Origin of the sequence: Campylobacter sp. JMF_01 NE2 (assembly GCF_027737365.1) — a bacterium.
In the GTDB taxonomy this organism is placed as follows: Bacteria; Campylobacterota; Campylobacteria; order Campylobacterales; family Campylobacteraceae; genus Campylobacter_B.
Map to the genome: position 1 here is coordinate 306,157 of NZ_JAOVTR010000001.1, position 26,359 is coordinate 332,515.

Sequence of the window (26,359 nt, forward strand, 5' to 3'; positions counted from 1 at the left end):
AAAACATGGGAATTTACAAAGAAATCGACAAACGAAAACCACTTTTAAATAACAAAGATAAATTTAGAGAATTTTTAATTCGCACATTTAGAGGCGAGCTTTTTGTGGGGCTTTGGGTCGTGCTTCGCCAAATGCTTGCCCGTGGCAATACACACACCCTAATCTATCCGCAAGAAAAATTTGATTTGGGATTAAGGTATCGTGGTGTGCATAGGCTAATGAGATTGCTAGAAAGCGGAAATGAGCGTTGCATAGGCTGTGGGCTATGCGAAAAAATCTGCGTCTCAAACTGTATTGCTATGCAAACTAGCCTTGGAAGCGACGGACGCAAAAAGGTCGAAAACTACTCCATAAATTTAGGCAGGTGCGTGTATTGCGGGCTGTGCGCCGATGTCTGCCCAGAAATCGCAATCGTCCATGGTAGCGAATACGAGCTAGCAAGCGAACAGCGAGCGTATTATGGATTTAAAGAGGATTTTTTAAGCAGGGGCGAGGATTTGTGCTTAGTAGATGCAAATAAAGAATTCGAAGGCTATGGAAACTTGGACGCGGACGCAGGAGCGCGCGTGAAGCGCACGCCTACTGCGTATTTTAGCGATGAAAAGGAGAGCTTATGATAGAGGCTTTTGCGTTTTATTTTTTCGCAATCCTTGCCTTGGGGCTTTTTAGCGTGAGCGTGTTTTCGCGAAATTTGCTTTATGCTATGAGCGCGCTAGCTGGTGGCATGATATTTTTGAGCGGATTTTTCTTTTTGCTCGGGGCTGAATTTTTAGGCGTAGTGCAAATCATAGTCTATACGGGCGCTGTAATGGTGCTGTATGGATTTTCGCTTATGTTTTTTGACGCTAGCAAAAATGTTAAAGAGAGCGCAAAACATGCCAAAATTTTCTACACCTTAGCCGTTTTTATCGCGCTTTTGCTAGTGCTAATCATCTCAGGTGCGCTCATCGCAAATGACGCGCCAAGCCTAAAAATCCCAAATAGCGACAATATCCAAGCTATCGGAACTCTGCTTTTTACGAAATATTTGCTGATTTTCGAGGTGGTCGCCATAATGCTACTTGTGGCGATGATTTGCGCTATCGTGCTAACTCACAAACAAATGGATGTTTGCCAAAGCTACGAAGAGAGCGCAATAAAGGAGGAAGCATGAGCCTAAATCACTATTTAATCGTGGCAAGTCTTATGTTTGTTTTGGGGCTTGTGGGGGTTATGAAAAGGCAAAATTTAATAATGCTATTTTTCTCAACCGAAATTTTGCTAAATTCGGCAAATTTAGCCCTTGTGGCAATCGCTAAATTTCACCAAAATTTAAATGGCGAAATTTTCGCCCTTTTTATCATTGCAATCGCTGCTAGCGAGATCGCCGTGGGGTTAGCACTTTTGATTTTATGGTATAAAAAAACAGGCAGTATCGAAATAGATAGTTTTGTAAATTTTAAAATTCCGCGCGGAGAAAAAAATGCTTGATACTATGTTTTTTTGGCTATTAATCGCACTTTTTGCCCCGCTAGTTTCGGCGATTTTCGCTGGGATTTTTATCAAATTAAAAGATAAATTATTCGTAGGCATCATCTGCTCGTGCCTAATAGTGCTTGGCACAATCGCTTCGCTGTGGCTAGTGGAATTTGTCCTGCAAAACGGCGGTATGGACATTGCGCTAGCAAATTTCATAAGTGTGGGCGAACTAAACATAAAATACGGCGTGATGATTGACGCTCTTAGCACGATTATGGCGATTACCGTGGGGATTGTAAGCTCTGTGGTGCATATTTATTCGATTTATTATATGCAAAAAGACCCGGGCTTTGCCAAATTTTTCGCTTACCTTGGGCTTTTTGTCTTTTCAATGCTAGTTTTAGTGCTAAGCGATAACTTTATCGGGCTTTTTATCGGCTGGGAGGGCGTGGGGCTTTGCTCGTGGCTACTAATCGGCTTTTGGCACGATAGGGATAATAACAGCTGGTGCGCGAACGAAGCCTTTATCATGAACCGCGTAGCCGACCTTGCCATGCTACTTGGAATTTTTGCGATTTATCTAAATTTCGGCTCGTTTGCCTATGATGATGTCCTAGCAAATGCTAGCAGTGCCGATAGGGGCGCACTTGCGCTCATTGCTGCCTTGCTTTTCATCGGTGCTATGGGCAAAAGCGCGCAGTTTCCATTTCACACATGGCTAGCTGACGCTATGGCAGGACCGACGCCGGTTTCTGCGCTAATCCACGCTGCGACTATGGTTACGGCTGGCGTTTATTTGGTGATTAGGGCAAATTCTATCTTTGCGCTCGCCCCTGATGTGGCGCAAGCTATCACCTATCTTGGGGCGTTTGTAGCGATTTTTGCCGCGTCAATGGCGTGCGTGCATAATGATCTTAAAAAAATCATAGCCTACTCTACGCTCTCGCAACTTGGCTATATGTTCGTAGCAGCAGGGCTTGGGGCGTATGCTATCGCGCTTTTTCACCTTGTAACTCACGCGTTTTTTAAATCGCTTCTTTTCCTTGGGGCTGGAAATGTAATGCACGCTATGGCGGGCAAACTAAATATCCAAAAAATGGGCGCGCTGGCTAAATTTATGAAGCCTAGCCTTGCGCTTATGAGTATCGGTTCGCTAGCACTTTGCGGATTTTATCCATTTTCTGGATTTTTCTCAAAGGATAAAATTTTAGAAACTGCCTTTGCTAGCGGGGCGCACTTTATCTGGGCGGTTTTGTTTTTTGGCGCAATTTTGACTACATTTTATAGTTTTAGGCTTTTAATGCTTGTCTTTTTTGGCGAAAAAAAATACGACCACCACCCGCACGAAGCGAAGTCTTATGCCCTGCTTGCAATGAGCGTTTTGGCGGTTTTGACGATGATTTGCGGCTTTTTTGCGCCTGAGTTTTACGGCTTTGTGGGCTATGTTTTGCCAAGCTTTCATAATGAAATTTCGCACAACACAGAAATTTTACTAATCACTTTGACGCTAGGTGCTATTAGCGTTGTGGCAATCGCTACAATTTTTGCGTATAAAAACGCAAAATTTAGCCCAAATTTGAAAAATTCTAAAATTTACAAAATTTTAAGCGCACAGTATTTCATACCGCAATTTTACGACATTTTCATAGTGGGAAGCTATAAAATCATAAGCCAAATTTGCGCCAAAATAGATAGCGCGATCATTGATAGTATTGTAGATTTAATCGCCAAGGCGCTACTAAAAATGGGCTTTGCGCTCCAAGGCGCAAACGACGGGACAAATTTGAGTGCAAATTTGAGATTGATGATTTTTGGCTTTTTTGCGCTTTTGGTTTTAGTATTTTTGATTTAAGGTAGATTATGGAGCATTTTTTAAGTTTAATTATATTTTTCCCAGCCATTGCTGGGGCGCTTGGGGTTTTTATCGATGAGAGGAGCATAAAAACATACGCTGTGATTATGAGCTTGATAGAATTTGCGCTTTCGCTCTTTTTGCTGGCTTTTTATGAGGGCGGAATTGCGTTTAGCACCTCGGCTAGCATAATTAGCGCGTATGGGATAAGCTATTTTATCGGCGTAGATGGGATTAGCCTATTTTTGGTGATTTTAAGCACGCTAATGACATTTTTGGCCCTAATTAGCCTAAGCATAAGGGAGAGGGTTAAAAATTTAATCATCTCGGTTTTGTTTTTAGAAATGACGATGATTGGGGTTTTTGTCGCGCTTGATGCGATTTTATTTTATATATTTTGGGAGCTCTCTCTTATCCCAATGCTCTATATCATCGGCGCGTGGGGAAGCGGGCGCAGGATTTATGCTGGGGTGAAATTTTTTATCTACACATTTTTTGGCTCTATGTTTTTGCTCGTGGGGCTAATCGCAATGGCGTATTTATACTACAAATCCACGGGCGAACTAAGCTTTAATCTCATCGCATGGCAGGGGCTAAATTTGCCAATAAATGCGCAAAATTTGCTATTTTTGGCTTTTGGAATTGCTTTTGCGATAAAAACGCCGATGTTTCCATTTCACACTTGGCTACCTTACGCGCACGGACAGGCTCCTACAATCGGCTCTGTTTTGCTAGCGGCTGTTTTGCTAAAAATGGGAACCTACGGCTTCGTGCGATTTTCGTTGCCACTTTTCCCTGATGCGTGCGTGCATTTCGCCCCTTTAATGTGCGTTTTGGCGATAATTATGGTGATTTATACCAGCTTCATCGCATTTGCGCAAAAAGACATAAAACAAGTCGTCGCTTACAGCTCTATCGCTCACATGGGCGTGATAATACTAGGCATTTTCTCGCTTGGAAGCGAGGGCATTAGCGGGGCGATATTTTTGATGATTAGCCACGGAATCACCTCTGGCGGGCTTTTTATGCTTGTGGGATTTATCTATGATAGACGCCACACAAAGCTACTAAGCGAATTTGGCGGACTTGCCAAAATTATGCCAGTTTATGCCTTTTGCTTTGGCGTGGTTTTATTTAGTGGGATTGGACTTCCGCTTACGATTGGATTTGTGGGCGAGTTTTTAAGTCTGCTTGGCATTTATAAAATCAGCTTTTCGTATGCACTTTTTGGCGGATTTGGTATAGTTATGGGGGCGATTTATAGCTTAAATTTATACAAAAAAACATTTTTTGGCAAAATTTGCGTCGAACAAAACAGAAGCTTAAAAGATTTGAAATTTAGTGAAATTTCAAGCATTGTTCCGATTTGTGTTTTGTGCATTTTCCTAGGTGTCGCGCCAAATTTTATGCTTAGTCGCATTTCGCCAAGTGTGAGCGAAAATATCGCTCTCATGGCGCACAACGCCCAAAATTTAGCCACCAAAAACTATATAGAAAAAGCAAATTTCAAGGTGGTGACAAATGCAAAATAGTCTTTTAAATTTAGCCGTAATCGTGCCAATGGCGATTTTGTGCGTGTTTGCGCTACTGATTTTAGTACTTTGCCTTTTTGGGCGCAAATTACCCCAAAACTTCTACGCCATAATCACACTTTTAGCCCTTATTTTGGACTTTGGCTTCGTTTTTGGATACAGCGGCGGCGCAAGAGGCTTTTTCGATATTATGCTAGTTGATAATCTAGCAATTCTTGCAACACTCATAATTTTGGGTTGTAGCGTGTTTTATATCTGGCTATCTTTGGGGGCTAAAAGTGCGCACGAATACAGCGTGGCGGAGTTTTTCGCCATTTTTCTTTTTATGATTTTAGGGTATGAATTTATGGTATCAAGCGAAAATTTAATGATGATTTTCGTTGGACTTGAAACCTCATCGCTGGCACTTTATACACTCATTGCCATGCACAACCGCGCGCGCTCTGCTGAGGCTGCGCTCAAATACTTCGTAATGGGCGCGCTGGGTTCTGCATTTTACGCATTTGGCGCGGCGCTATTTTTCTTAATCACAGGCTCGTTTGAAATTTCGCAAATCGCTATGATTGCGCAAAATTCAGGCCTTAGCACGAGCGCGGCTCTGTTTGGCGCAAGTGCATTTATGATAGCTTCTATCGGCTTTAAGCTATCGTTTATCCCATTTCACGCATGGATTATGGACGCTTACGAGGGCGCTAGCTCAGCCCTTAGTGGCTTTATGTCCGTCGCGCCTAAAATCGCAGCCTTCATCGTAGCCATTAGGCTTTTTGAAGGTTTGCAAAACATAGGCGTAGCGTGGCTTAACTCGGTTTTATACGCAATCGCCGTGCTTACAATGAGCGTGGCAAATGTCATGGCACTAGTCCAGCACGATGTCAAACGCATGCTCTCTTACAGCGCGATTAGCCACGCTGGATTTGGGCTTTGCGCCATAGTTATCGGCACGACGGAAGCGAATTTAAGCCTTTTTGTTTATTGGGTTTTATACGCAATGGCGAATTTAGGCGCGTTTGCCGTGCTTTGGAGCGCGAGAGAGAAAAGGGATTTGCACGGCGCAAGTAACGAAATTTGGAGCCGTTTTGAGTATCCATACGAGAAATTTAACGGTCTTATCCACACATTTCCACTGCGCGCGATTGCTCTGGTTATTTTTATGCTGAGCCTTGCTGGGATTCCGCCGTTTGGGCTGTTTTGGGGTAAATTATATTTGCTTGGCTCTGCTATTAGGGGCGAATTTTACGGCTTGGCTGTGATAATGGCAGTAAATAGCGCGGTTGCGCTGTATTATTATCTGCGTTTAATCGTGTGTATGTTTTTGTGCGAGGCGGACTTTCGCTCGGCTAAATTTCGCGCCGCACTGCGCCAAAGTAGCGCGCCGATAAATTTCGCCGTGGCTTTGTGCGCGGTTTTGTGCGCTATAATGCCGTTTCTTGTGGATTTTATAAGTAGTAGTATGGGTAAGGTTTTGCTTTAAATTTAAAATTTTGGCTCAAATTTGAGCCAAAATTTAGCGAATTTACGGGCAAATTTTACTCCACAACTCTACTTTCGTTTGGATCCATTTCGATGATTTCCCATGATAAGCCTTGGCGATTTAGCTCGTCCATAAATGGCTTGGCATCAAATTCTTCCATATTAAATACGCCTTTTCCGCTCCATTTGCCAGTTGCTATCATCATCGAGCCTATCATAGCCGGCACGCCTGTGGTGTAGCTAACGGCTTGCGCGCCAGTCTCTGCGTAGCACTCTTCGTGGTCGCAGACATTGTAAATATAAACCTTGCGAGCTTTGCCGTCTTTGACGCCTTTTATCACACAGCCGATATTTGTTTTGCCTTTGGTGCGTGGTCCTAGACTTGCGGGATCAGGCAAAAGCGTCTTTAAAAATTGAATTGGCACGATTTTCATGCCGTTATGCTCGACTTCGTCAATGCGAAGCATACCGACATTTTCTAGGCAACGCATGTGCGTAAGATAACTTTGCCCAAAGGTCATAAAAAAGCGAATTCGTTTTAAGCCTTTGATATTTTTAACCAAACTTTCCATTTCTTCGTGATAAAGCAAATAGCTATCTTTCACGCCGACTTTGGGATAGTCCCATTTCATCATTATTTCAAGCGGTTTTGTGGTGATCCACGAGCCATTTTCCCAGTATCTGCCATTAGCTGATACTTCACGCAAATTAATTTCTGGGTTAAAATTTGTCGCAAACGCGTATCCGTGGTCTCCTGCGTTGCAATCAAGTATATCAATCTCATTTATTTCATCGAATAAATTTTGCTGTGCATAGGCGCAAAATACATTTGTAACGCCCGGATCAAATCCGCTTCCTAGAAGTGCGGGAATTCCTGCGTTTTTAAAATCATCATTTTTCGCCCATTGAAGTTTGTATTCAAAGTGCGCTGTGTCTGGGTGCTCGTAGTTTGCGGTATCGATATATGGGATTCCCGCTTTCAAACAAGCGTCCATCAATGTGAGATCTTGATAAGGCAAAGCCACATTTAAAAGCAAATCTGCTCCGATTTCTTTGGCGAATTTTGCCACAGCTTCGGTATCATCAGCATCGATTTTGGCCGTTGCGATCTCTACGCCAAGGCGTTCTTTTATAAATTTAGCGATTTCATCGCATTTGCTTTTAGTTCTACTTGCAAGAGTTATTTTGGTAAAAACCTGCGAATTCATCGCACATTTCACGGTTGCTACGCGGCTTACTCCACCTGCTCCGATAATCAAAATATGGCTCATTTTTCTTCCTTTAAACAAAATTTGCAAATTTTATCAAAAACGCACTTAAAAGCTAAATTTTAAACAAAAATTCCGCTATCAAATACGCCATATAGACCATTATCACGCCCACCACGCTATCTATAATCCGCCATGCTTTTTCGTTCGCAAACAGCCCAGCAAGCGCCCTAGCAGCGTATCCTAAGCTAAAAAACCACGCGAAGGATACCAAAACCGCCCCGCAAAAAAACCAAATTTTTAGCTCGCTTGGCACGGGTGCTGATGTCGAGCCGATAACGACGATAGTATCTAAATAAACATGCGGATTTAGCACGGTTACGGCTAGGGTTTTTAAAACCACCGGAAGTAGTGAGGCGTTTTTGGCGTTTTTGATTTTGGCAAAGTGCGAGCCTTTGTATGCGCTACGAAATGAGGCTAGCGCATAACTTAGCAAAAACAAAATTCCACTCACACCCAAAATCAGTGTCAAAAGCTCGTTTTTAGCGAAACTCTCGCCCACGACAAAGACGCCAAAGCCCGTAAAAACGATATCAAGCAGGGTGCAAAGTGCGCAAACGACGAAAATATAGCTTTTGGCTAGGCCTTGCGAGATGACAAAGATATTTTGTGCGCCAATCGCCACAATCATCGATAGCATGAGCCCAGCCCCGCGCAAAAATGCGCTGGTGATGGCTGGGTCTATCATTTGCGTTTGCCGTGTTTTTTAGAATTTGCGCTAGGCTCTTCGGGTTCGTTTTCAAAGCCCATTTTAGCGCGCAAAATTTTATTTATTTCATATATTGAGGTTTCGTAGATATCTGGCATCGTAGCCTCTTTATCAGTATAAAAATGCAAGAAGTTATAAGTATCGTCTAAATCCAGAGCGCGCTTGAATTCGAAATTTAAAAGCTTAACCTGCTTTTTGCCAGCGGTGAAAGTTTTGACATTGATATTTTTAATATCGGCGAATTTAAACTCACACTCGCGCTCGTTTATGACGATTTTTAGGGCATCATCGGTGATTTCGATATGTTTTTTGCTAAACATTTTTTTCAGACAAAACAGCGCACTCACAGCACAAGTCGCTGACATAAAAAGTGCAATCCCACCATATCCGATATGATACAAATATCCGCCACAAACCGCCAAAATAAGGGCAGCGACTAAGGTTGCTCTAACTGGTTTTTTATTTTCGTTTATTATCATTTTTACCTACTTAAAATTTGTTTTATATGTTCGTAAATTTTATAATTAAATGCGTCGATTGCGCGCGATTTTGACAAATTTGAGCTACTGTTTTGATAGGTCAAATTCGTAGTATAATCCTGCCAAGCTTTGCCATTTTTCACACTGATTAGCAAGCCAACCTGCGCGTCATAGAGCCTTTCGGGGACATCATCATACCATGGATCATAAAACATCGGAAATCCCATACCTACGCCCCAGTGGCTGTGTCTATGACCTCTGCCACCACCAAAACCAAAGCCAAAACTAAACCTAGGCCTTGCATAATAATCCCCACCAACGCTTAGTAAGCGAAAATAATTTATATTTCCGCCCACCTTAATCGTGGCGTCTTTTTCGTTTTTTACTACCACAAATCCGTCTTTTACCAGATACTCGCTCACAGCCGAGGTTAGATTTAAATCACTCGTGCTAGTATTTGTAAAACTCACGCTGATGAATTTTTTCTCTGGCATTTTTGTGATAAAAATCGGCTCGCTCGTGCGCACAATCCCGCTATTTACCGGCGCTTTTGCGCAACCTGTAAAAAACGCAAAAATACAAATCGTAAAAACGCTTAAAATTTTAATTTTCATCAAATTTCTCCGAAAAAATTTCAGAGATTGTAGCAAATTTAGGATTAAGAATTTATAGAATTAAGAAATTTTGGGAGATTTCTCTCCCAAAATTTTATAAATTTGTGCCCCGAGTAAGCACGCGTTTGCGATAAACTTCCGAAACTTTCGCGCTATCGCCGACTAAAAGCGCATTTGTGCAACAAATCGCCGCGCACATTGGCACCTTGCCCTCGGCTATGCGGTTTTGGCCGTATTTGTGAAGCTCAGCACTAGAAAATGTCTCTTCTGGTCCGCCTGCGCACATTGTGCATTTATCCATTGCGCCTTTTATGCCAAAAGCGCCATCTCGTGGGAACTGCGGCGCACCAAACGGACACGCATACAAGCAGTATCCACAACCGATACACTTATCTTTATCATGCAAGACAATTCCGTCAGCCCTGATATAAAAGCACTGTACTGGACAAACCTGCGCACATGGCGCGTCTGTGCAGTGCTGACATGCGATCGAGCTAGCCACCTCTTTGCCAGGGACACCCTCATTTAGGATTAAAACCTTGCGTCTATTAATGCCCACAGGGACTTCGTGCGCATTAGAGCAGGCCACTTGACAGCCGTAGCATGCGATACATCTTTGGACATCTACATAAAATTTCATTCTTCCCATTATCTACTCCTTACGCTTTTTCCAAACGGCAAAGTCCGGCGTTAAATTCCGAAATTTGCGTATTTATATCAAAGCCGTAATTCGTGATAGTGTTCGAACTCTCGCCGATGACATAAGGTTTCGCCCCCTCTGGATAGCGCGAGCTTAGATCCACGCCCTGCATAATTCCAGCGAAGTTATACGGCAACACTATGCGATCTGGCGTAACAGAGTGCGAATATATACATTTGACCTTGATTTTCGTGCCTTGTGGCGAGTGTATCCACATCATCGCCCCGTCAGCTATACCATAATCTGCCGCTAGTTTTGGATTGACATGGGCAAACATCTCTGGCGTGATTGCTGCAAGGTATTTGCTAGTGCGCTCTAACATACCAGCACCGCTTAAATTTACAAGTCTCATTGAGCTCATAATCGTAGGGAAATCCTTGCTCCAATCCTGCTTTTTCTGCTCGCTGATAAATTTAACCTCGACACGGAAATTTTTAGCCTGATCGTCAAATGTAGGATATTTTTCTACCAAATCCCAGCGCGGAGAGTGTAACGGCTCTCTATGTTTAGGGATAGGATCGGCAAACTCCCAAACTTTCGCCCTAGCCCTTGCGTTTCCACAAGGACAAATTCCAAATTCACGCGCTTTTTGGTTGATGATTCCGCTATAATCATCACTCCAACTAGGCCCCATTTTCGCCTTTTCTTCCTCGCTAAGCGTGATTCCTAGCATTTCTTCGATATTATCTTTTAGCAAATGTGCATGTCCGCCAGAAATTTTCGCTCCTGGCAAAGTTATGTCCTCGCCTGCTAGCTGTGAAACGCCGTCGTGCTCTAAACCAAAGCGATTTCTAAATCCCATACCACCCTTTTCATAAGGTTTGCTTAAATCATACAAAATAGGCGTGCCTGGGTGCTTAATGTCCCAGCAAGGCCACGGAAGTCCGAAGTATTCGCCCTCGACTTCGCCACCAATTCCCATTAGCGTATCAGGATCGAAAAATTCCCAGTTTCTTTGGTGGCGTCTTAATCTCTCTGCGGTTCTACCTTGTGCGCCGATACTATGACCGCACCTTGCGATCTCGTTTGTAGCGTCATCTGGCCAGATGAAAGGCTCATTATCGGCTTTTACCTGCTTGATTTCGCCATTTACGACTTCCATTTTCATACCGCGAGTGTATTCATCATAAAAGCCAAATTTTTTGGCGAACATAAACATTACCTCGTGGTCTTCCTTGCTCTCATAGATTGGTTTGATGACCTGAGTACGCCACTGACCAGTTCTGTTTGTAGCTTGTAAATGCCCCTCTGTCTCAAACTGCGTGCAAGTAGGAAGGACATAAATGCCGTCCTTTCTATCGCTTAAAATCGCAACTTCGTTTAAGAAAGGCTCGGCTACGACGAGCATATCTAGCTTATCAACAGCTTGTTGAATTTTAGTCAAATGCGCCATAGAGGTAATTCCTGTTCCTTGAACCCAAAGAACTCTTAAATTTCCACTCGAATATGTTTTTTCTTCTTTTAAGACACCTTGCCACCATTTAGAGAGCGAATAGCCTTTTTCATTGCGCCAAGTTATTTCTTTTTCGGCGTTTGGATCGACATGGAAATACTCATCAAAATTCGTTCCAGGAACTTTTCCGCCTTGTTTTGGCTCTTTAATGGTTGTAGCGAAGCGTTTGACAAATGTATCAAAATCCACGCCCCAGCCCTTGCAGTAGTGTTTCCACGCCGCATCACCTAATCCATAATACATTGGCAGTGTATCAGCCAAATCGCCCATATCGGTAGAGCCTTGGACATTATCATGACCACGAATAATATTCGTTCCACCGCCCGGTTTGCCCATATTTCCTAAAACTAATTGCAAAATCGAAAGAATTCTAGTATTTGAGCTACCCACAGAGTGCTGAGTGATACCAAGAGCCCAAATCAGCGTAGCTGGCTTGGTCGTAGCAAACATTTTTGTAAATTCGAGCAACTCTTCGATCTTACAGCCTGTAACATTTGCTGTCTCTTCTGGCGTCCATTTTTCGGCCTCTGCGCGAATTTCATCAATTGCGTAAGATTGATTTGCGATGACATCTTTATCTTCCCAGCCGTTTTTGAAAATCAGATGAAGCATACCATAAATAAAGGCAATGTCCGTTCCTGGGCGAATTCTAATATACATATCAGCCTTGGCCGCAGTTCTAGTAAATGCAGGATCTACAACGACGATTTTCGCGCCGTTTCTATCTTTGGCTTGCAGAGCGTGTTTCATACCACCAACTGGGTTTGCCACGGCTGAATTTGCACCGATGAAAAGTATCATTTTTGAGTTTGCTGCCATATCACCGAAGTGATTTGTCATAGCGCCATAACCCCATGTATTCGCCACACCGGCGACTGTTGCGCTATGTCAAATTCTAGCAACATGGTCTATATTATTAGAACCCCAAAATGCTGCAAATTTTCTAAAATAAAATGCCTGTTCGTTGCAAAATTTAGCTGAACCTAAAAATTCTACGCTATCTGGACCATCTTCTTTTCGCACTTCTAGCATTTTTGCTGAAATTTCATTAACTGCTTGCTCCCAGCTTATGCGTTCCCACTTACCATTAACTTTTTTAAGTGGGTATTTTAAACGCATTTTTGACTTGGTTAAATCGATTTGATCGATTCCCTTACAGCAATGACTTCCTTGCGAAATCGGGTGATCTACCGCCATATCTTGGCGAATCCAAGTGTTTGTGCTCTCATCGACTTGGGCTATGATACCGCACCCTGCCGAACAAATCGAGCAAACCGTCTTTTTATAAACCGAATTTGGAAAAGGGTTTTTAATCTCTTGCTCCGTCGCCTCGCGAAGTGTGTCGTTAGCTCCAAACGCACTTACACTAGCACCGCCCAAAGCAGCGAGTTTTAAAAACGACCTTCTGCCGATCGTATTTTCACTCATAATCTACTCCTAATACGCTACTTTGTAGTATTTTTGCCACGCTTCACTTTCAAAGTAAAGCACCTCTTTTTTTGGTGATTTTCCGCGAACTGTGTTTGGTTGGGAAGTGTCTTTATCACCGTTTGCACTAGCCACGCTAGCGGCTATACCTACGGCACCGACGGCGCCGACTTTTAGAGATTTTTTGAGAAAATCTCTGCGTTTGCTTTGCATAATCTCTCCTTTAAAAGGAAATTTTATTTTAATCTTTGTCGTAACGCCTGCTACATATCTTAAAATAGCTGATATTAACGAAAAGTTGATAATAAAGCGGTTAAAAATAAAATTATAATTTAAGATTAATTTTATTTTAAGAAAGGCTAAAATTCAGCGAATTTAGCCAAATTTCGCCAAAATTTTAGCGAATTTACTCGTCAAATTCGAAATTGTGCTTCGCATTTTTAAAATTTCCGCGATAAAGCTTGGCATTAATTGATTCTTTGGCGATGTTTTTATCTTTTTGCGGTTTTGGCAGGGCCAAAAGCGAACGCTCCAAAGCAAAAAAACTCTCCATAATCCCAGCCAACGCCCTAAAAAATTTCGAACTCTTATGCTCTTTTAAAAGCCCCATAAAATGGTCGCAAAATTCATTTATCACACTTGCAAAAAGCTCGGTTGAAAGGAAAATATTTCCATTTTGCGCCTCCGCCTCATCGCGCAAAAGCGAAGATTGCAGATAAAAAATAAACCCCACGAAATCCTCGCTATCCTTGCAAAGCTCGCTGTTACGGCGAAATTTGCTCTTTTTAAGGGTGTTTGTGATGAGGATTTTCATCCTGCCCTCGTCCCTGCCCTCGTCGTAAAAACTAGCCGTCGTTGGGACATTGACAAAGGAAAAATCAAACAAAACATCGTTTTGCTCGCGCCTAAACTCCTCAAAACTAAAATTTTGCAAAATTTCAAAATTCTTAGCGTCCGCTTCGCTAATCGGCGATGATTTTAGAAATTCGAGTTGCTCTTTCCACAGGCTAAATTTAGCTCCGTTTTCGTAGAAAAAAAACGGAATTGCGAAAAATTCATAATAATACGACCTAGCCTTAATCAAATTTAAATCCATTTTCAAATCTCCTCTTGCATTTGCTTTAAAATCATAATTTTCGCCTTGCAATCAGCGCAACAAAACAGCGTTTTTGCCTTATCCGCGTCGTCCGCGAAGTGCGCGCTCATCAAATTTGCGATTTTCATAATCGCCTTTTTTGTGGCAAATTTTTTGCCGCACTCGATACACTCAAACAGCTCGTCGCGAGCTAAAATTTGATACTCGAAAAACTCTTTTTTAAGCTCTACGCCACACAAATCAAGCGCCATTGTATCTTTTTCGGCGCAACTTCGCACGCAGTAATCGCACCCCACGCAAAGCGAAGCGTTAAATTTGAGCGAATTATCGCTTTTATCGGCAAAAAGTGCGCCTGTGTTGCACGCGCCCGCGCACGATAGGCACAGCGTGCAGGTTTGCTCGTTTATGCTGATTTTAGCGTGGCTTTGCGACGCGCCGTTTGCGACCACGCCGTAATCGCCCTCGCCCACCATAAATGCCATGCGAGATGAGAAAATTTCAATTTTGCTTAAATTTGTCTCATTTAGGCTAAATTTCCATTTTTGCCCGCTTTTAGCCAAATTTAGCGCAGTTTTTAGCTGGGCCTCATCGCTAGCCACAAACACTCCCTGCACGCCATAAATCGCCATTGTCGCGCTATTTATGAGATTTATCGCATCTTTTGTGGCTTCGCAAATCTCGCCCTCAAAAAGCACAACCTGCGAGCCTGTTTCTTGCATTATGCTAAGCAAAAAAACCTCATCTAGCTGAAATTTAGCAAAAATTCCAAATGGAAGCACGCCGCAGGGCAAACTCACGCCCGAAATCTCGCCAAAGCTCGCCTCATGGGCAAGAAGTGGAATTTTGCCGGCGTAGAGTTTTGCCATTTGGCTAATCGCGATTGGTGGCTGTTTTGCCGAGCTAATCGCACCTGTGGGGCAGACGCTCACACACCTACCACAGGCTATGCAATCAATATGCGAAATTTCAAGCTTGCGATTTTGCTCATCTTTCAAAAGCGCCACGCTAGGGCAAACCTCCACGCATTTAGCGCACAGTTCCACTCTCCTGCCCTCGTATTGACAGAGGTTTGCGTTAAATGAAATGTTGTTTTTGTAAGTGTAAATCGGCGATTTTTCGGATACGAGAGCTAGAATTTCATCATCATTTAACCCTGCGATTTCATAGCAACCACTTTGGCGAAGTTGATAGCTTTTTGCATTTTCTACTAGGAAAAAATCAGCCTCAACCTCGTATTCATCGGTGTTACTTAGCACGCTTACACTCAAATCCCCAATCCCACCATAGACAAATTTTATCTCAGCGTGAGTTAGGCAAATCACCTTAAATCCAGCATTTTTGAGCGCATTTACACAGCTTTTGCGCTCATTATCGCTTACGAAAATTATATTTTTTCCCACTGGTTTTTGATAGGCATTATCCGCGCCATAATCAAACATTACCGCCTTTGCTTCGTATAAAATTTCAACATTTCTAGCGATTTGAAGCATTTCATCGTTTGTGGAATTTATATAAAAATTTATCTCTGGCGCGTAAATTTCAGCCTTTAAGCTAGGCGAATTTGCCACGACAAAGTGTCTGTCGCTATCAGTGCAAACCTCTATGCTATCGCCTAAAATAGCCTCTTTTACGCCCACTGGGCTAAATCCGTATTCACTCATTTTCTATCCTAAAAACAAAATTCGCATTTTTTACACTCATTTTCTAAACAATCGTTAAATGTAAATTTAAACTAAACATAAGTTAAATTTGTAATTTTTTTGGCATGTTAAATTTTAATAAAAATAGTGATAAAAATAGTCCGTAAAAACAAAATTTATAGGATTTTTTAAATGCAAATCAAACTTCCCAAAGTCGATAAAATCGCAAATAGCGCGGAATTTCACGGACTTTTGAAGCCCGTGGTTTTGCGAATCGCAAAAGAGATTATAAACGAATTTAGAACCAGCCTAGTAAATAGCGAAAATTCGTGCGCTAGCGAAGAGCAAATCATCGCGCAAATCAAATCTCGCTACGAAAAATTCGCAAATCTCGCACTTCGTCCGCTCATCAACGCAACCGGCGTCGTGCTTCACACCAATCTCGGTCGTAGCGTGATTTCGCCTGAAATTTTATCTCGCGCGCAGGGGGCGATTTGCGCCTACTCTAACCTCGAATTCGACCTAGATAGCGGAACGCGCGCCAATCGCTACGATTATACTAGCGCGCTTTTGGCTGAGCTTTTTGGCTGCGAGAGCGCACTTGTGGTAAATAACAACGCAGCGGCTGTGTTTTTGGTGCTAAATACCTTTGCTACGGGGCGCGAAGTCGTGGTAAGTCGTGGTGAGCTAGTCGAAATCGGCGGGAGTTTTAGAGTGAGCGAGGTCATGGCGAACTCTGGGGCGATTTTGCGTGAGATTGGCACCACAAATAAGACTAAAATTTCGGATTATCAAAACGCCATAAACGAAAATACGGCAGTTTTGATGAAAATTCATCGTTCAAATTTTGAAATTTCAGGTTTCACGCAAAGTGTGGAAATAGGCGAAATTTCGCATTTAGCAAAATTTGCGAGCGAAAAAAAGGCTGAATTTTACGAGAAAAAAGAGCTGGAATTTAAAATTTGCGAAGAGGAAAAATTTAGCGAAATCATTGATTATTACGATCTTGGAAGCGGGAGCGTAAATGATTTAGGCGCGAATTTAGCTAAAAACGAGCCAAAAATTGGCGAAATTTTAGCCTCCGGGGCTAGGCTGATTAGTTTTAGCGGGGATAAACTTTTTGGAAGTGTGCAGTGTGGAATAATCCTGGGCGAGAAATCCTTAGTCGAAAAATTGCGCAAAAATCAGCTTTTGCGTATGCTTCGCGCTGATAAAATCACACTTGCGATTTTAAACGAAACGATTAAGGCTTACATTAACAAAGAATTTTCGCTAATTCCTACGATTGATCAAATTCACTTGCCCCTTAGCGAGCTTGAAAGGCGCGCGCAGGGTGTTTTGGACGCGCTAAAAAACACTAAATTTCAAGCAAGCCTTATTCGCACAAAAACCTTTGTGGGTGGCGGGAGTCTGCCTTGCAAAAACTACGATAGCGTCGCTTTGGTGCTTAACCAAAACGCTAGCCCAGAGGAAATTTCGGCGAAATTTAGGGCGCGCGGGATTATCGGGCGCATTGAAAATGATAAATTTTTGCTTGATTTTCGCGCCATTTTACAAAATGATTTGCAAAAACTAATAAAAATTTTAAAGGAAATGTATGAATAGCGTCATAATCGGCACAGCAGGGCATATCGATCATGGCAAAACCGCACTTATAAAGGCGCTAAATGGCGTTGATGGCGACAGGCTAGCAAGCGAGATTGAGCGCGGAATCACGATTGATTTAAGCTTTTCAAATTTAAAATCAAAAAGCGCAAATATCGCATTTATTGATGTTCCGGGACACGAAAATTTAGTAAAAACCATGATTAGTGGGGCGTATGCGTTTGATTGCGCGCTTTTGATTGTCGCTAGTGATGACGGGCTAATGCCCCAAAGCAGGGAGCATATCGAAATTTTATCGCTTTTAGATGTAAAAAGCGTGGTTTTGTGTATCACAAAGTGCGATCTCACAGACTCTGCGCGTCAAAGCGAAGTTAAAAAAGAGTGCGAGGAATTTATAGCCAAATTTTCAAATTTGCAAATTTTAAACACATTTTTCCTAAGCGCAAAGACAAATTTAGGCATTGACGAGCTTAAATCTTATCTATTTAACATAAAGCCAAAAGCGCGCAAAAATGGGGGAATTTTGCATTATTATATAGATAGAATTTTTACTTTAAAAGGCATTGGCACGGTGGTAACTGGCTCGCTTATTAGCGGGGCGATTTCGCGGGGCGAAAAGCTTCTTTGCGCAGATTGTGGCAAAATTTTAACCGCCAAAAGCCTGCAAATCCACGATACCGACACACAGGTTGCGTATGCGCCAAACCGCGTAGCAATCGCGCTTGACGCTAAAACTAGCGAATTAGAGCGAGGCTATATCCTCACTAAAAAGGGCTTTTTTAGGGGATTTAACGAAGCCGATACACTCTTTCGTGGCAAAATAGCGCATGGGGAAGATGTGAGCTTTTGTGTGGGCTCAAAGCAAACGCCAGCCAAAGCGCGCATTATCAAAGAGCTTGGAAGTGACGAATTTTTGATAAATTTCAAATTTGAAAAAACTATGTTTTTGAAATTTGACGAGCCATTTGTATGTTTGGCAAACTCTCGCGTGTGTGGGGGCGGAAGGGTGCTAAATGCGGTCATCGAGCCACTAAAAAAGGCAAATAAGGCTGAGTTTTTGACCGCACTTTTGCACAAAAATTTCAAAAAAGCCTTTGAAATTTTAAGCAAATTTCACCGCCACGGATTTGGGCTGTTTTCGGCGTATCAGAGATTTGATATGGATTATGATAGCGCAAAAGCGATTGCTAAAACGATACCAAATACATATTTTGACGAAGCGACGCTGTGCGTGTATGATAATAGCGCGATTGGCGATATCAAAGAGCTGATTAAATTTATCATAGCCAAAAACCCGCACGCTGTATTTTCCCCAACCTCAATCGCCCTAAAACTCTCTTGGGCTAGCGAAAGCTTAGCCTCCCTCGTGCTTAGCGAGCTAGAAAGGGCCGGTGTGATAGAAAAAACTGGTGGCGTGTATATCAAAAAAGGGGCGAATTTACAGGATTTAAAACAGAGCTTGGAGGGCAAAATTTTTGACATCATCAAAAAAGGCGGAATCGCCCCGCTTGCGCCATATAATATCTACGAAATGCTCGATATCGACCGCGTCAGTGGCGATGACGCTCTGAAAAAACTAACATATTCTAAAAAGGTAGTTCGCCTAGCGCACAATCTATTTGTGGAGGCTGGAAATTTAAGCCAGATTATCAAAAAGCTTTATGATTTGATAAAAGAAGCTGGTTTTGCCGATGTAGCAAATGTCAAAGAGGGGCTAAATTTAAGCAGGAAATTTGCGATTTCTTACCTAGAATACCTCGATAATCTAGGCGATATCATCACAATCGATAATAAACGCTACTTAAAAAAATAAGTTATTTACAAATTTTGGCTAAAATCGTTGGATTTTTTAAAAAAGGAAGAAAATGAAAAAAGTTTTACTTTTCTCGCTTGCGGGCGCGCTAAGCCTAAATGCCGCGCTTAGCGATAGCGAAATTTTATCTATGTATGGCGGTTTGCCAGCAAATTTAAAAATCAGCGTGGCTGAGCGTATGCCAGTAGAGGGGCTAAAAGATATCCAAGCTGTGATTTTGAAAATTTCAAATGGCGAAATTTCACAAGAAGAGGTGATTTTCACTAGTGGAGATTTGGTTTTAATGGATGTAATCGACCCTAAAAAACAGATTCTTTACAAAGATCAAATCAAACAATCTAGACTTTCAAAAGGGGTAGCAAGCGTCTATAAAAGCGAAAGCAAAGACAATATCATTACCCTTGGAAATGACCCTAAAAAGCCAACTTTGCTAATGCTAACTGACGCTGAGTGTCCGTTTTGTCGTAGAGAGCTAGCCGAAATCGAGCGAACACTTAAAAGCAACAATGTCGAAATCGTAATGACATCAGTGCATGGAGATAGCGGTCATGCTAAATCAGCGCTGATTTACAAAGAGGTCAAATCAGCCAAAACTGACGCCGAAAAAATCGCTGTTTTGCGCAAATACTACGCCGAAGATAACAAAGCAAACGCTTCAAGCGTAAGCCCTGAGGAGCTAAAAAGCGCAAAAGCTATCGCCGATAAATACTTCTCATCTGGCCTAAATTCAGTGCCATTTATCATCGAAACTTCGAAATTAAAATAAATTTCAAAACTACACTTTAAATTCCACGCTAAATTCGCAAATTTAGCGTGGGTTAAATTTCAAAATTTCATTAAAATTTAAATTTTGGAAATTTTAAAATTTCCAAAATTTTGGGTAAGTTATTTAGATTTTTTTGTAGAATTTGTAGGGTTTAGGTTGCGGTCAATTATGCGGACATTGGCGTTAGAACGGATTCTATCGTTAAATTCCTCGACCATTTTTTTGCGTTTGTTTGTCACATAGGCTTCGATTGCCTTTTCTTGCACGCTTTCGAAATCTGCCATTTGCACGCCCTTTTTGTCATTTACATAAAACATCTCATATCCGTTTGCCGTAGGGATAACTGGCGAGAATTTGCCCTTATCCACGCTTGTGACGATGTATTTTAGCCCTGCGTCCATTTGATTGGCTTTTAGCGTGCCACGCATTACATACACATTTCCTGGTCGTGCGTTTGGATTGCGTTTGATAGGATTAAGAGCGCTTTCGGTTTTGGCGATATAGCGAGTTAGCGTAATGCTATCAAAGGTCGTGAATAAAGACGGGTTTTGCTCGTAAAATCTACGCACATTTTGTGGCGTTACGGTGCGTTGCACATCGGCAAAAAGCGGCCCATAGAGCTTTTCTTCTAAAATTCCGCGACGCACATTTTCTCTAAACGCCTCTTCTGACATTTTTTGCTGTTTTAGCGCCTTTTGTAGCTGTTCTAGGCTAAGTTTGTTCTGCTCGGCAATCATTTTTATGCGGTTATCGATTTCGGCTGGGCTTACGGTGATTCCTCTGCGCTTAATCTCAGAATCTTGTAATTTTTGTTTGATTAAAATTTCCATTGCAGCTTGCGGGCTGGCACCTGTGGCCTTTTGGACTCTGGCTAATTCGTAATTCGTAATCGGCTCGTTTTCTACGACAGCCACGACGCTATTTACGACATTTGCGTTTAACGCGCCAAAACCTAAAAGTGCAACAACGGCTAGTTTTTTTATCATTTTCAACCTTTATTTAGTCTTTTTGCTTTATAATCCCACGATTATAACATTAAAAAGTAAAATTTTAAAAAGGAAATTTATGATTGTAACTCGTTTCGCACCAAGCCCGACAGGGTATTTGCACATCGGCGGATTAAGAACTGCGCTGTTTTCATACCTATACGCAAGAGCAAATAACGGCAAATTCTTGCTTCGCATTGAAGATACGGATTTAAAAAGAAATTCGGTAGAGGCTGCAAAGGCTATCGAAGAGGCGTTTAAATGGTGCAGTCTAGACTACGACGGCGAAATCGTCTATCAAAGCTCACGATTTGATTTATACAAAGAATATGTCCAAAAGCTCCTTGATGAGGGCAAAGCATACAAATGCTATATGAGCAAGGCTGAGCTAGACGCGCTAAGAGCCGAGCAAGAAGCCAGAAAAGAGCGCCCAAAATACGATAATAGGTATCGCGATTTCACAGGCACTCCGCCGGTTGGTATCGAGCCAGTAATCCGCATAAAATCGCCACTTGATGGCACGATAGAATTCAGCGACGGTATCAAAGGCGATATGAAATTTGAAGCCAAAGACATTTTAGACGATTTTATCATCGCTAGAAGCGACGGCACGCCGACTTATAATTTCACGGTTGTTATAGATGACGCACTAATGGGCGTTACAGACATCATCAGAGGCGACGATCACCTATCAAATACCCCAAAACAAATCGTGCTTTACAACGCACTTGGATTTAAGGTTCCGAAATTTTACCATGTCGCTATGATAAATGGCTCTGACGGCTCAAAACTCTCTAAACGCCACGGCGCGACAGATGTCATGGAATACAAAAAAATGGGCTATTTGCCACAGGCTTTGCTAAATTTCTTAGTCCGCCTTGGCTGGTCTCATGGGGACGATGAAATTTTTAGCATGGACGATATGAAAAAACTCTTTAATCCTAATAATATCGGCAAAAGTGCAAGCACATTTAACCAAACCAAACTTGATTGGCTAAATGCGCACTACATTAAAAATTTAAGCGTTACCGAAGCCTGCGCCCACCTGCTAGAATTTGGCGTAGATATAGTCCAGCACCCTAAAAAAGAGCTTATCATTGATCAATACAAAGAGAGGGCAAAAACCCTAGCCGAAATGGCGAACGGAATCGCAACCTTAATCAATCCTTTAAAAATTTATGATGAAAAAGCGTATAAAAAGTTTATCAACGAAAATTCGATAGCCTTACTCGCAAAATTCCAAGAAATTTTAACCTCAAATTTCGTAGCAAGCGAAATCGAGGCGAAGACAATGGAATTTTTGGAGGCAAACGAAGTGAAGCTAAAAGATTTAGCCCAACCTTTGCGAGTCGCCATAACAGGAACGAGCGTAAGTCCGTCGATATTTGAAATGATTGAAATTTTAGGTAGCGACGAGGTTAAAGCTAGAATTTCTAGCTTATTACAGAAAGGAATTTAAATGGCACAAAATGATTTGAAAGAAAGGGCGTTAGAGTATCATATCGGTGGAAAAATCGGCATAAATGTCAAAACTCCATGCGCTAAACCAGAGGATTTGACCCTAGCATACACACCGGGTGTGGCCGAGCCTTGCAAGGTAATCGAGGCCGATAATGAGCTAGCATACAAATACACCAACAAATCAAATCTTGTCGCAGTTATCACAAATGGAACGGCCGTTTTAGGGCTAGGAGATATAGGCGCAATCGCAGGAAAGCCAGTAATGGAGGGAAAAGCGGTTTTGTTTAAAAAATTTGCTGGCGTAGATGCTTTTGATATCGAGATCAACGAAACAGACCCTAAAAAAATAGTCGAAATTTGCAAAGCTATCTCGCCGACATTTGGCGGAATAAATTTAGAAGATATCAAAGCTCCTGAGTGCTTTGAGATCGAAAAAGAGCTACAAAATGCCGTCGATATCCCTGTCATGCACGATGATCAGCACGGCACAGCGATGATTACAGGTGCGGGATTAATCAACGCAGCCTACATCAGTGGCAAAAAAATCGAAGATATGAAAATCGTAGTATCTGGTGCTGGCGCAGCAGGTATTGCATGCGCGAAACTCTATAAAAGTCTTGGCGCAAAAAATGTAATTATGCTTGATTCAAAGGGCGTAATTCATACTGGCAGAAGCGATTTAAACCCACAAAAAATGGAATTTGCTATCGACACAAACGATAGAAGCCTAGCAGATGCGATGAGGGGGGCTGATATGTTTCTTGGCCTTAGCAAACCGGGCGTCGTAACAGCCGAAATGGTAAAATCAATGGCGCCAACGCCGATAATCTTCGCTCTGGCTAACCCTGTGCCTGAAATCTACCCAGATGAGGTGCATGCCGTGAGGGACGATGCGATCGTAGGCACTGGCAGAAGCGACTTTGCTAACCAAATCAACAATGTTTTGGGCTTCCCTTACATTTTCCGTGGCGCGCTAGATGTAAGAGCTAAAAAAATCACCGAAAATATGAAACTAGCCGCTTCTCGCGCTATGGCGGAGCTAGCCCGTGAGCCAATCCACCCAGATGTGCTAAAAATGCTAGGCAAAAAGGATTTGAAATTTGGACGAGATTATATTATCCCAAATCCATTTGATCCGCGCGTATTTGCTATCATTTCAGCCGCTGTGGCAAAGGCTGCGATCGATGATGGCGTCGCAAGAGTAAGCAATTTCGATTTCGAGACTTACAAAAAATCTTTACAATCAAAATAATCGAAATTTCCCGTTTTCGGGAAATTTCAAAATTTAAGGTATTTAAAAAATGCAAAATTTCGAAAATTCATCAAATTTAGCCCTACTTACTGACTTTTATCAACTCACAATGATGCAAGGATATTTTTTCTTAAAACCGCACGAAGTCGCAGTTTTTGATATGTATTACCGCAAAAACCCATGCGGCGGCGGTTATGCGATATTTTGCGGTATGAGCGAAGTGGTGGATTATATAGAAAATTTGCATTTTAGCAGTGATGATATAGCGTATTTGCGCTCGCTTGGGAGTTTTAAGGACGAATTTTTAAGCTACCTTGAAAATTTCAAATTTAGTGGCGAAATTTACGCTGTCGATGAGGGCGAGGTCGTATTTCCACACGAGCCACTAATCCGCGTCAAAGCAAATATCATCGAGGCGCAGTTAATCGAAACTGCGATTTTGAACACCATAAATTTCCAAACCCTAATCGCTACCAAAAGCTCGCGCATAAATTTCAGCGCAGGAGAAGGTAGCGTAATGGAGTTTGGGCTTCGCAGAGCGCAGGATAAAAGTGCTGCGATTTTTGGCGCAAAGGCCGCTATAATCGGCGGTTGCGTGGCTACTTCAAATGTTTTGGCTGCCAAAATTTTTGACATACCAGCTATCGGCACACACTCTCATGCGTGGATCGGAAGCTTTCCTAGCGAAATCGAGGCCTTTCGCGCTTACGCCAAAATTTACCCAGACTCCGCGCTTTTGCTTGTAGATACCTACGATACGCTAAATTCCGGCGTGCCAAATGCGATTAAGGTTTTTGAAGAACTTCGCGAGCAAGGCCACAAACCGCTTGGAATTCGCATTGATTCTGGTGATTTGGAGTATCTGACCAAACAATCTCGCAAAATGCTTGATAACGCTGGATTTAAGGACGCCAAAATCACAGCCAGCAACGATTTGGACGAATACGCGATCGATCAGCTCAAACTTTTCGACGCTAAAATTGATAGCTGGGGCATTGGCACGAGATTAATCACAGGTGGCGATAGTTCAAGCCTTGGCGGCGTTTATAAGCTAAGCGGTATCGAAAAAGAGGGCGAAATTTTGCCAAAGATTAAAATTTCAAACGACCCACGCAAGATAAACAACCCCGGTTACAAGCAGTTTTTCAGACTCTATGACAAAGATAGTGGCATGGCACTAGCGGATTTAATCACGCTTGAAAATGAAAGTATCGATGAGAGCGCACCGCTTGAAATTTTCCACCCACTCTACACCTACAAACGCAAAAAACTCGAAAATTTCAGCGCAAAAGCTATGTTAAAGCCTGTGTTTGTAAATGGTAAATTTGTCGGCGAGAAAAAATCCGTCATGCAAATCGCCGAATTTTCGCGCAAGGCTAAGGCGAAATTTTGGTGCGAATACCTGCGAAATATCCACCCACAAACCTACAAAGTAGATTTATCGGCTAAGCTTTGGGAGACGCGAAAATCGCTGATTGATGAAATAAACGCAAATTTAGGCAAATCGTAGAAAATAGTAAATTTTTATTTACTTTTGAAATAAAAATTTTGACTATAATTGCGCGTTTGCAAGATTTTCTTGCGTAAAATTTCATTTTAAAAGGATAGAAAATGAGCAAAATTCTCTCATGCATGACTGCACTTTTACTTTTGGCAGGTTGTGCCTCAAAGCAACTTCGCCAATCCCCAGAGGACGCGATTAACGAGCAAAACCACACCACAGCAACCGCCAAAATGGAAGTGCTAAATTTCAAAACCGAAAATGGCAAAAAACTAAGCCTAGCTTCAAACGATTTGTTTGACACAGCGGTTTTAACTGATAGCGAGGGCAAAACTCACAACCTAACTCGCCAACGCTCAGCTAGCGGAATTTACATGGAAAATGACAAAGGTGTGAGTATCCACTTCAAAGAAGGTGGCGAGGGCATAGTCGAGTTTAGCAAATACAACTCACTCCCAATCTCACAAGTCGATTAATCCAAATTTTGCCACTTCTTTGGTGGCAAAATTTATTAGTTTTATTAATTTTAAAATTTTAACTTTTTCTTACAAAAATAGTAATATAATTTACGAATTTTAAAATAGGAATATGGATGCGATTTGGCAAGATAGATTATTTAAATTTACTCCCTTTTCATGTGTATTTAAAATCTCTACCTTTGCCAGCGCATACCAAAAAATTCATAGAACTCAAAAAAGGTGTGCCTAGCAAGCTCTGTCGCGATTTGCGCGCAATGCGTGTCGATGCGGCCGTGATTTCTAGCATAGAATCCCGCCACAAAAAATACTCCACCCACCCTCTTGGCATAGTCGCCCAAAAAAAGGTAAAAAGCGTGCTCGTGCGCAAAGCTAGCACACCGCGCCTAGATCCAGCCTCGATGAGCTCAAATATGCTCTCGCGAATTTTAGGCATTAATGGCGAGGTCATCATCGGCGATAACGCTCTGCGCGCGATTTTATCGCAAGGGGAAGAGAAATTTTACGATTTGGGCGAAATTTGGCACAAAAACACAAATTTACCATTTGTTTTTGGAATTTTATGCTCCGTTAAAAACCACGAAATTTACGCCAAACTTACCGAGGCGTTTTTGCGCACTAAGGTCAAAATCCCGCAATATATCCTCATCAAATACGCTAGAAGCAGAGGAATTGCTGAAAAAGACATCTTAGAATACCTCCAACTCATAAGCTACAAAGTCGGCGCGCGCGAGAGGCGCGCACTTAAAATTTTCCTAAAAAAAGCAAGCAAATTTAATTATAAACCAATTTAAGGAGGA

General features: G+C 42.1%; 24 protein-coding genes. 14 read left to right on the plus strand and 10 right to left on the minus strand.

The window, feature by feature from the left end; translation table 11 throughout:
• Positions 1-5: 5 nt before the first annotated feature.
• From nuoI to nuoN, 6 genes are read left to right on the plus strand one after another with little or no spacing between them, the layout of a single operon-like run.
• Positions 6-617: an NADH-quinone oxidoreductase subunit NuoI gene (nuoI, locus tag OFO01_RS01665; RefSeq protein WP_270858445.1), complete on the plus strand. Its 612-nt coding sequence runs from the start codon at positions 6-8 to the stop codon at positions 615-617.
• Positions 614-1,153, plus strand: coding sequence for an NADH-quinone oxidoreductase subunit J (locus tag OFO01_RS01670; RefSeq protein WP_270858446.1), 540 nt, complete (start codon positions 614-616; stop codon positions 1,151-1,153). Before nuoI ends, OFO01_RS01670 begins: the two co-directional genes overlap by 4 nt.
• A complete protein-coding gene (gene nuoK / locus OFO01_RS01675) occupies positions 1,150-1,470 on the plus strand; it encodes an NADH-quinone oxidoreductase subunit NuoK (RefSeq protein WP_270858447.1) in 321 nt (106 codons plus the stop codon). Before OFO01_RS01670 ends, nuoK begins: the two co-directional genes overlap by 4 nt.
• Positions 1,463-3,310, plus strand: a complete 1,848-nt coding sequence (nuoL, locus tag OFO01_RS01680; protein ID WP_270858448.1) for an NADH-quinone oxidoreductase subunit L — start codon at positions 1,463-1,465, stop codon at positions 3,308-3,310. The genes nuoK and nuoL overlap by 8 nt, the downstream gene beginning before the upstream one ends.
• A gap of 8 nt (positions 3,311-3,318) precedes the next feature.
• Positions 3,319-4,842, plus strand: coding sequence for an NADH-quinone oxidoreductase subunit M (locus tag OFO01_RS01685; protein WP_270858449.1), 1,524 nt, complete (start codon positions 3,319-3,321; stop codon positions 4,840-4,842).
• Positions 4,832-6,313: an NADH-quinone oxidoreductase subunit NuoN gene (gene nuoN, locus OFO01_RS01690; protein WP_270858450.1), complete on the plus strand. Its 1,482-nt coding sequence runs from the start codon at positions 4,832-4,834 to the stop codon at positions 6,311-6,313. The genes OFO01_RS01685 and nuoN overlap by 11 nt, the downstream gene beginning before the upstream one ends.
• Positions 6,314-6,368: 55 nt before the next feature.
• On the opposite strand, the gene OFO01_RS01695 is transcribed toward nuoN, so the two are convergent.
• From OFO01_RS01695 to OFO01_RS01735, 9 genes are all read right to left on the minus strand, one after another.
• Complete coding sequence (locus OFO01_RS01695; protein WP_270858451.1) at positions 6,369-7,583, minus strand: saccharopine dehydrogenase family protein; 1,215 nt, start codon at positions 7,581-7,583, stop codon at positions 6,369-6,371.
• 52 nt (positions 7,584-7,635) lie between these two features.
• Complete coding sequence (locus tag OFO01_RS01700) at positions 7,636-8,268, minus strand: LysE/ArgO family amino acid transporter (RefSeq protein ID WP_270858452.1); 633 nt, start codon at positions 8,266-8,268, stop codon at positions 7,636-7,638.
• A complete protein-coding gene (locus OFO01_RS01705; protein ID WP_270858453.1) occupies positions 8,265-8,768 on the minus strand; it encodes a hypothetical protein in 504 nt (167 codons plus the stop codon). Before OFO01_RS01705 ends, OFO01_RS01700 begins: the two co-directional genes overlap by 4 nt.
• 2 nt (positions 8,769-8,770) lie before the next feature.
• The gene (locus tag OFO01_RS01710) at positions 8,771-9,382 is read right to left on the minus strand and encodes a hypothetical protein (protein WP_270858454.1); all 612 of its coding nucleotides are present in this window, start codon (positions 9,380-9,382) and stop codon (positions 8,771-8,773) included.
• Between the two features lie 94 nt (positions 9,383-9,476).
• Complete coding sequence (gene fdh3B / locus OFO01_RS01715) at positions 9,477-10,031, minus strand: formate dehydrogenase FDH3 subunit beta (protein ID WP_270858455.1); 555 nt, start codon at positions 10,029-10,031, stop codon at positions 9,477-9,479.
• Positions 10,032-10,041: 10 nt separating this feature from the next.
• Positions 10,042-12,963, minus strand: a complete 2,922-nt coding sequence (locus tag OFO01_RS01720) for a formate dehydrogenase subunit alpha (RefSeq protein ID WP_270858456.1) — start codon at positions 12,961-12,963, stop codon at positions 10,042-10,044.
• A 9-nt stretch (positions 12,964-12,972) separates the two neighbouring features.
• Positions 12,973-13,176 (minus strand): twin-arginine translocation signal domain-containing protein, encoded by a 204-nt coding sequence (locus OFO01_RS01725; protein WP_270858457.1) that lies wholly within the window; start codon positions 13,174-13,176, stop codon positions 12,973-12,975.
• Positions 13,177-13,369: 193 nt separating this feature from the next.
• The gene (locus tag OFO01_RS01730; RefSeq protein WP_270858458.1) at positions 13,370-14,059 is read right to left on the minus strand and encodes a hypothetical protein; all 690 of its coding nucleotides are present in this window, start codon (positions 14,057-14,059) and stop codon (positions 13,370-13,372) included.
• A gap of 2 nt (positions 14,060-14,061) precedes the next feature.
• Positions 14,062-15,720 carry a 4Fe-4S binding protein gene (locus OFO01_RS01735; protein WP_270858459.1) on the minus strand — a complete coding sequence of 553 codons (1,659 nt, stop codon included), beginning with the start codon at positions 15,718-15,720 and terminating at the stop codon, positions 14,062-14,064.
• Between the two features lie 171 nt (positions 15,721-15,891).
• On the opposite strand from OFO01_RS01735, the gene selA reads away from it, so the two are divergent.
• The 3 genes from selA to OFO01_RS01750 are packed head-to-tail and all read left to right on the plus strand — an operon-like array spanning position 15,892 to position 19,883.
• Positions 15,892-17,304, plus strand: coding sequence for an L-seryl-tRNA(Sec) selenium transferase (selA, locus tag OFO01_RS01740; RefSeq protein WP_270858460.1), 1,413 nt, complete (start codon positions 15,892-15,894; stop codon positions 17,302-17,304).
• Positions 17,297-19,117: a selenocysteine-specific translation elongation factor gene (selB, locus tag OFO01_RS01745; RefSeq protein WP_270858461.1), complete on the plus strand. Its 1,821-nt coding sequence runs from the start codon at positions 17,297-17,299 to the stop codon at positions 19,115-19,117. Before selA ends, selB begins: the two co-directional genes overlap by 8 nt.
• Positions 19,118-19,169: 52 nt before the next feature.
• Positions 19,170-19,883: a histidine kinase gene (locus OFO01_RS01750; RefSeq protein ID WP_270858462.1), complete on the plus strand. Its 714-nt coding sequence runs from the start codon at positions 19,170-19,172 to the stop codon at positions 19,881-19,883.
• 119 nt (positions 19,884-20,002) lie between these two features.
• Here OFO01_RS01750 and OFO01_RS01755 read toward each other — a convergent pair whose 3' ends face one another.
• On the minus strand, positions 20,003-20,869 hold the full coding sequence (locus OFO01_RS01755) for a SurA N-terminal domain-containing protein (protein ID WP_270858463.1): 867 nt from the start codon (positions 20,867-20,869) through the stop codon (positions 20,003-20,005).
• Positions 20,870-20,948: 79 nt separating this feature from the next.
• On the opposite strand from OFO01_RS01755, the gene gltX reads away from it, so the two are divergent.
• The 5 genes from gltX (at position 20,949) to OFO01_RS01780 (ending at position 26,353) form a co-directional block, all read left to right on the plus strand.
• Positions 20,949-22,328 (plus strand): glutamate--tRNA ligase, encoded by a 1,380-nt coding sequence (gene gltX / locus OFO01_RS01760; protein ID WP_270858464.1) that lies wholly within the window; start codon positions 20,949-20,951, stop codon positions 22,326-22,328.
• Complete coding sequence (locus OFO01_RS01765; protein WP_270858465.1) at positions 22,329-23,582, plus strand: malic enzyme-like NAD(P)-binding protein; 1,254 nt, start codon at positions 22,329-22,331, stop codon at positions 23,580-23,582.
• 49 nt (positions 23,583-23,631) lie between these two features.
• On the plus strand, positions 23,632-25,092 hold the full coding sequence (locus OFO01_RS01770; protein ID WP_270858466.1) for a nicotinate phosphoribosyltransferase: 1,461 nt from the start codon (positions 23,632-23,634) through the stop codon (positions 25,090-25,092).
• 101 nt (positions 25,093-25,193) lie between these two features.
• Entirely contained in the window at positions 25,194-25,559 is a 366-nt protein-coding gene (locus OFO01_RS01775; protein ID WP_270858467.1) for a hypothetical protein, read from the plus strand.
• A gap of 116 nt (positions 25,560-25,675) precedes the next feature.
• A complete protein-coding gene (locus OFO01_RS01780; protein WP_270858468.1) occupies positions 25,676-26,353 on the plus strand; it encodes an MqnA/MqnD/SBP family protein in 678 nt (225 codons plus the stop codon).
• Positions 26,354-26,359: the final 6 nt, after the last annotated feature.

Bases quoted from the DNA above. Each gene is read 5' to 3' on its own strand.
- nuoI (WP_270858445.1), top strand. From the start codon at position 6: ATGGGAATTTACAAAGAAATCGACAAACGAAAACCACTTTTAAATAAC.
- OFO01_RS01670 (WP_270858446.1), top strand. From the start codon at position 614: ATGATAGAGGCTTTTGCGTTTTATTTTTTCGCAATCCTTGCCTTGGGG.
- nuoK (WP_270858447.1), top strand. From the start codon at position 1,150: ATGAGCCTAAATCACTATTTAATCGTGGCAAGTCTTATGTTTGTTTTG.
- nuoL (WP_270858448.1), top strand. From the start codon at position 1,463: ATGCTTGATACTATGTTTTTTTGGCTATTAATCGCACTTTTTGCCCCG.
- OFO01_RS01685 (WP_270858449.1), top strand. From the start codon at position 3,319: ATGGAGCATTTTTTAAGTTTAATTATATTTTTCCCAGCCATTGCTGGG.
- nuoN (WP_270858450.1), top strand. From the start codon at position 4,832: ATGCAAAATAGTCTTTTAAATTTAGCCGTAATCGTGCCAATGGCGATT.
- OFO01_RS01695 (WP_270858451.1), bottom strand. From the start codon at position 7,583: ATGAGCCATATTTTGATTATCGGAGCAGGTGGAGTAAGCCGCGTAGCA.
- OFO01_RS01700 (WP_270858452.1), bottom strand. From the start codon at position 8,268: ATGATAGACCCAGCCATCACCAGCGCATTTTTGCGCGGGGCTGGGCTC.
- OFO01_RS01705 (WP_270858453.1), bottom strand. From the start codon at position 8,768: ATGATAATAAACGAAAATAAAAAACCAGTTAGAGCAACCTTAGTCGCT.
- OFO01_RS01710 (WP_270858454.1), bottom strand. From the start codon at position 9,382: ATGAAAATTAAAATTTTAAGCGTTTTTACGATTTGTATTTTTGCGTTT.
- fdh3B (WP_270858455.1), bottom strand. From the start codon at position 10,031: ATGGGAAGAATGAAATTTTATGTAGATGTCCAAAGATGTATCGCATGC.
- OFO01_RS01725 (WP_270858457.1), bottom strand. From the start codon at position 13,176: ATGCAAAGCAAACGCAGAGATTTTCTCAAAAAATCTCTAAAAGTCGGC.
- OFO01_RS01730 (WP_270858458.1), bottom strand. From the start codon at position 14,059: ATGGATTTAAATTTGATTAAGGCTAGGTCGTATTATTATGAATTTTTC.
- OFO01_RS01735 (WP_270858459.1), bottom strand. From the start codon at position 15,720: ATGAGTGAATACGGATTTAGCCCAGTGGGCGTAAAAGAGGCTATTTTA.
- selA (WP_270858460.1), top strand. From the start codon at position 15,892: ATGCAAATCAAACTTCCCAAAGTCGATAAAATCGCAAATAGCGCGGAA.
- selB (WP_270858461.1), top strand. From the start codon at position 17,297: ATGAATAGCGTCATAATCGGCACAGCAGGGCATATCGATCATGGCAAA.
- OFO01_RS01750 (WP_270858462.1), top strand. From the start codon at position 19,170: ATGAAAAAAGTTTTACTTTTCTCGCTTGCGGGCGCGCTAAGCCTAAAT.
- OFO01_RS01755 (WP_270858463.1), bottom strand. From the start codon at position 20,869: ATGATAAAAAAACTAGCCGTTGTTGCACTTTTAGGTTTTGGCGCGTTA.
- gltX (WP_270858464.1), top strand. From the start codon at position 20,949: ATGATTGTAACTCGTTTCGCACCAAGCCCGACAGGGTATTTGCACATC.
- OFO01_RS01765 (WP_270858465.1), top strand. From the start codon at position 22,329: ATGGCACAAAATGATTTGAAAGAAAGGGCGTTAGAGTATCATATCGGT.
- OFO01_RS01770 (WP_270858466.1), top strand. From the start codon at position 23,632: ATGCAAAATTTCGAAAATTCATCAAATTTAGCCCTACTTACTGACTTT.
- OFO01_RS01775 (WP_270858467.1), top strand. From the start codon at position 25,194: ATGAGCAAAATTCTCTCATGCATGACTGCACTTTTACTTTTGGCAGGT.
- OFO01_RS01780 (WP_270858468.1), top strand. From the start codon at position 25,676: ATGCGATTTGGCAAGATAGATTATTTAAATTTACTCCCTTTTCATGTG.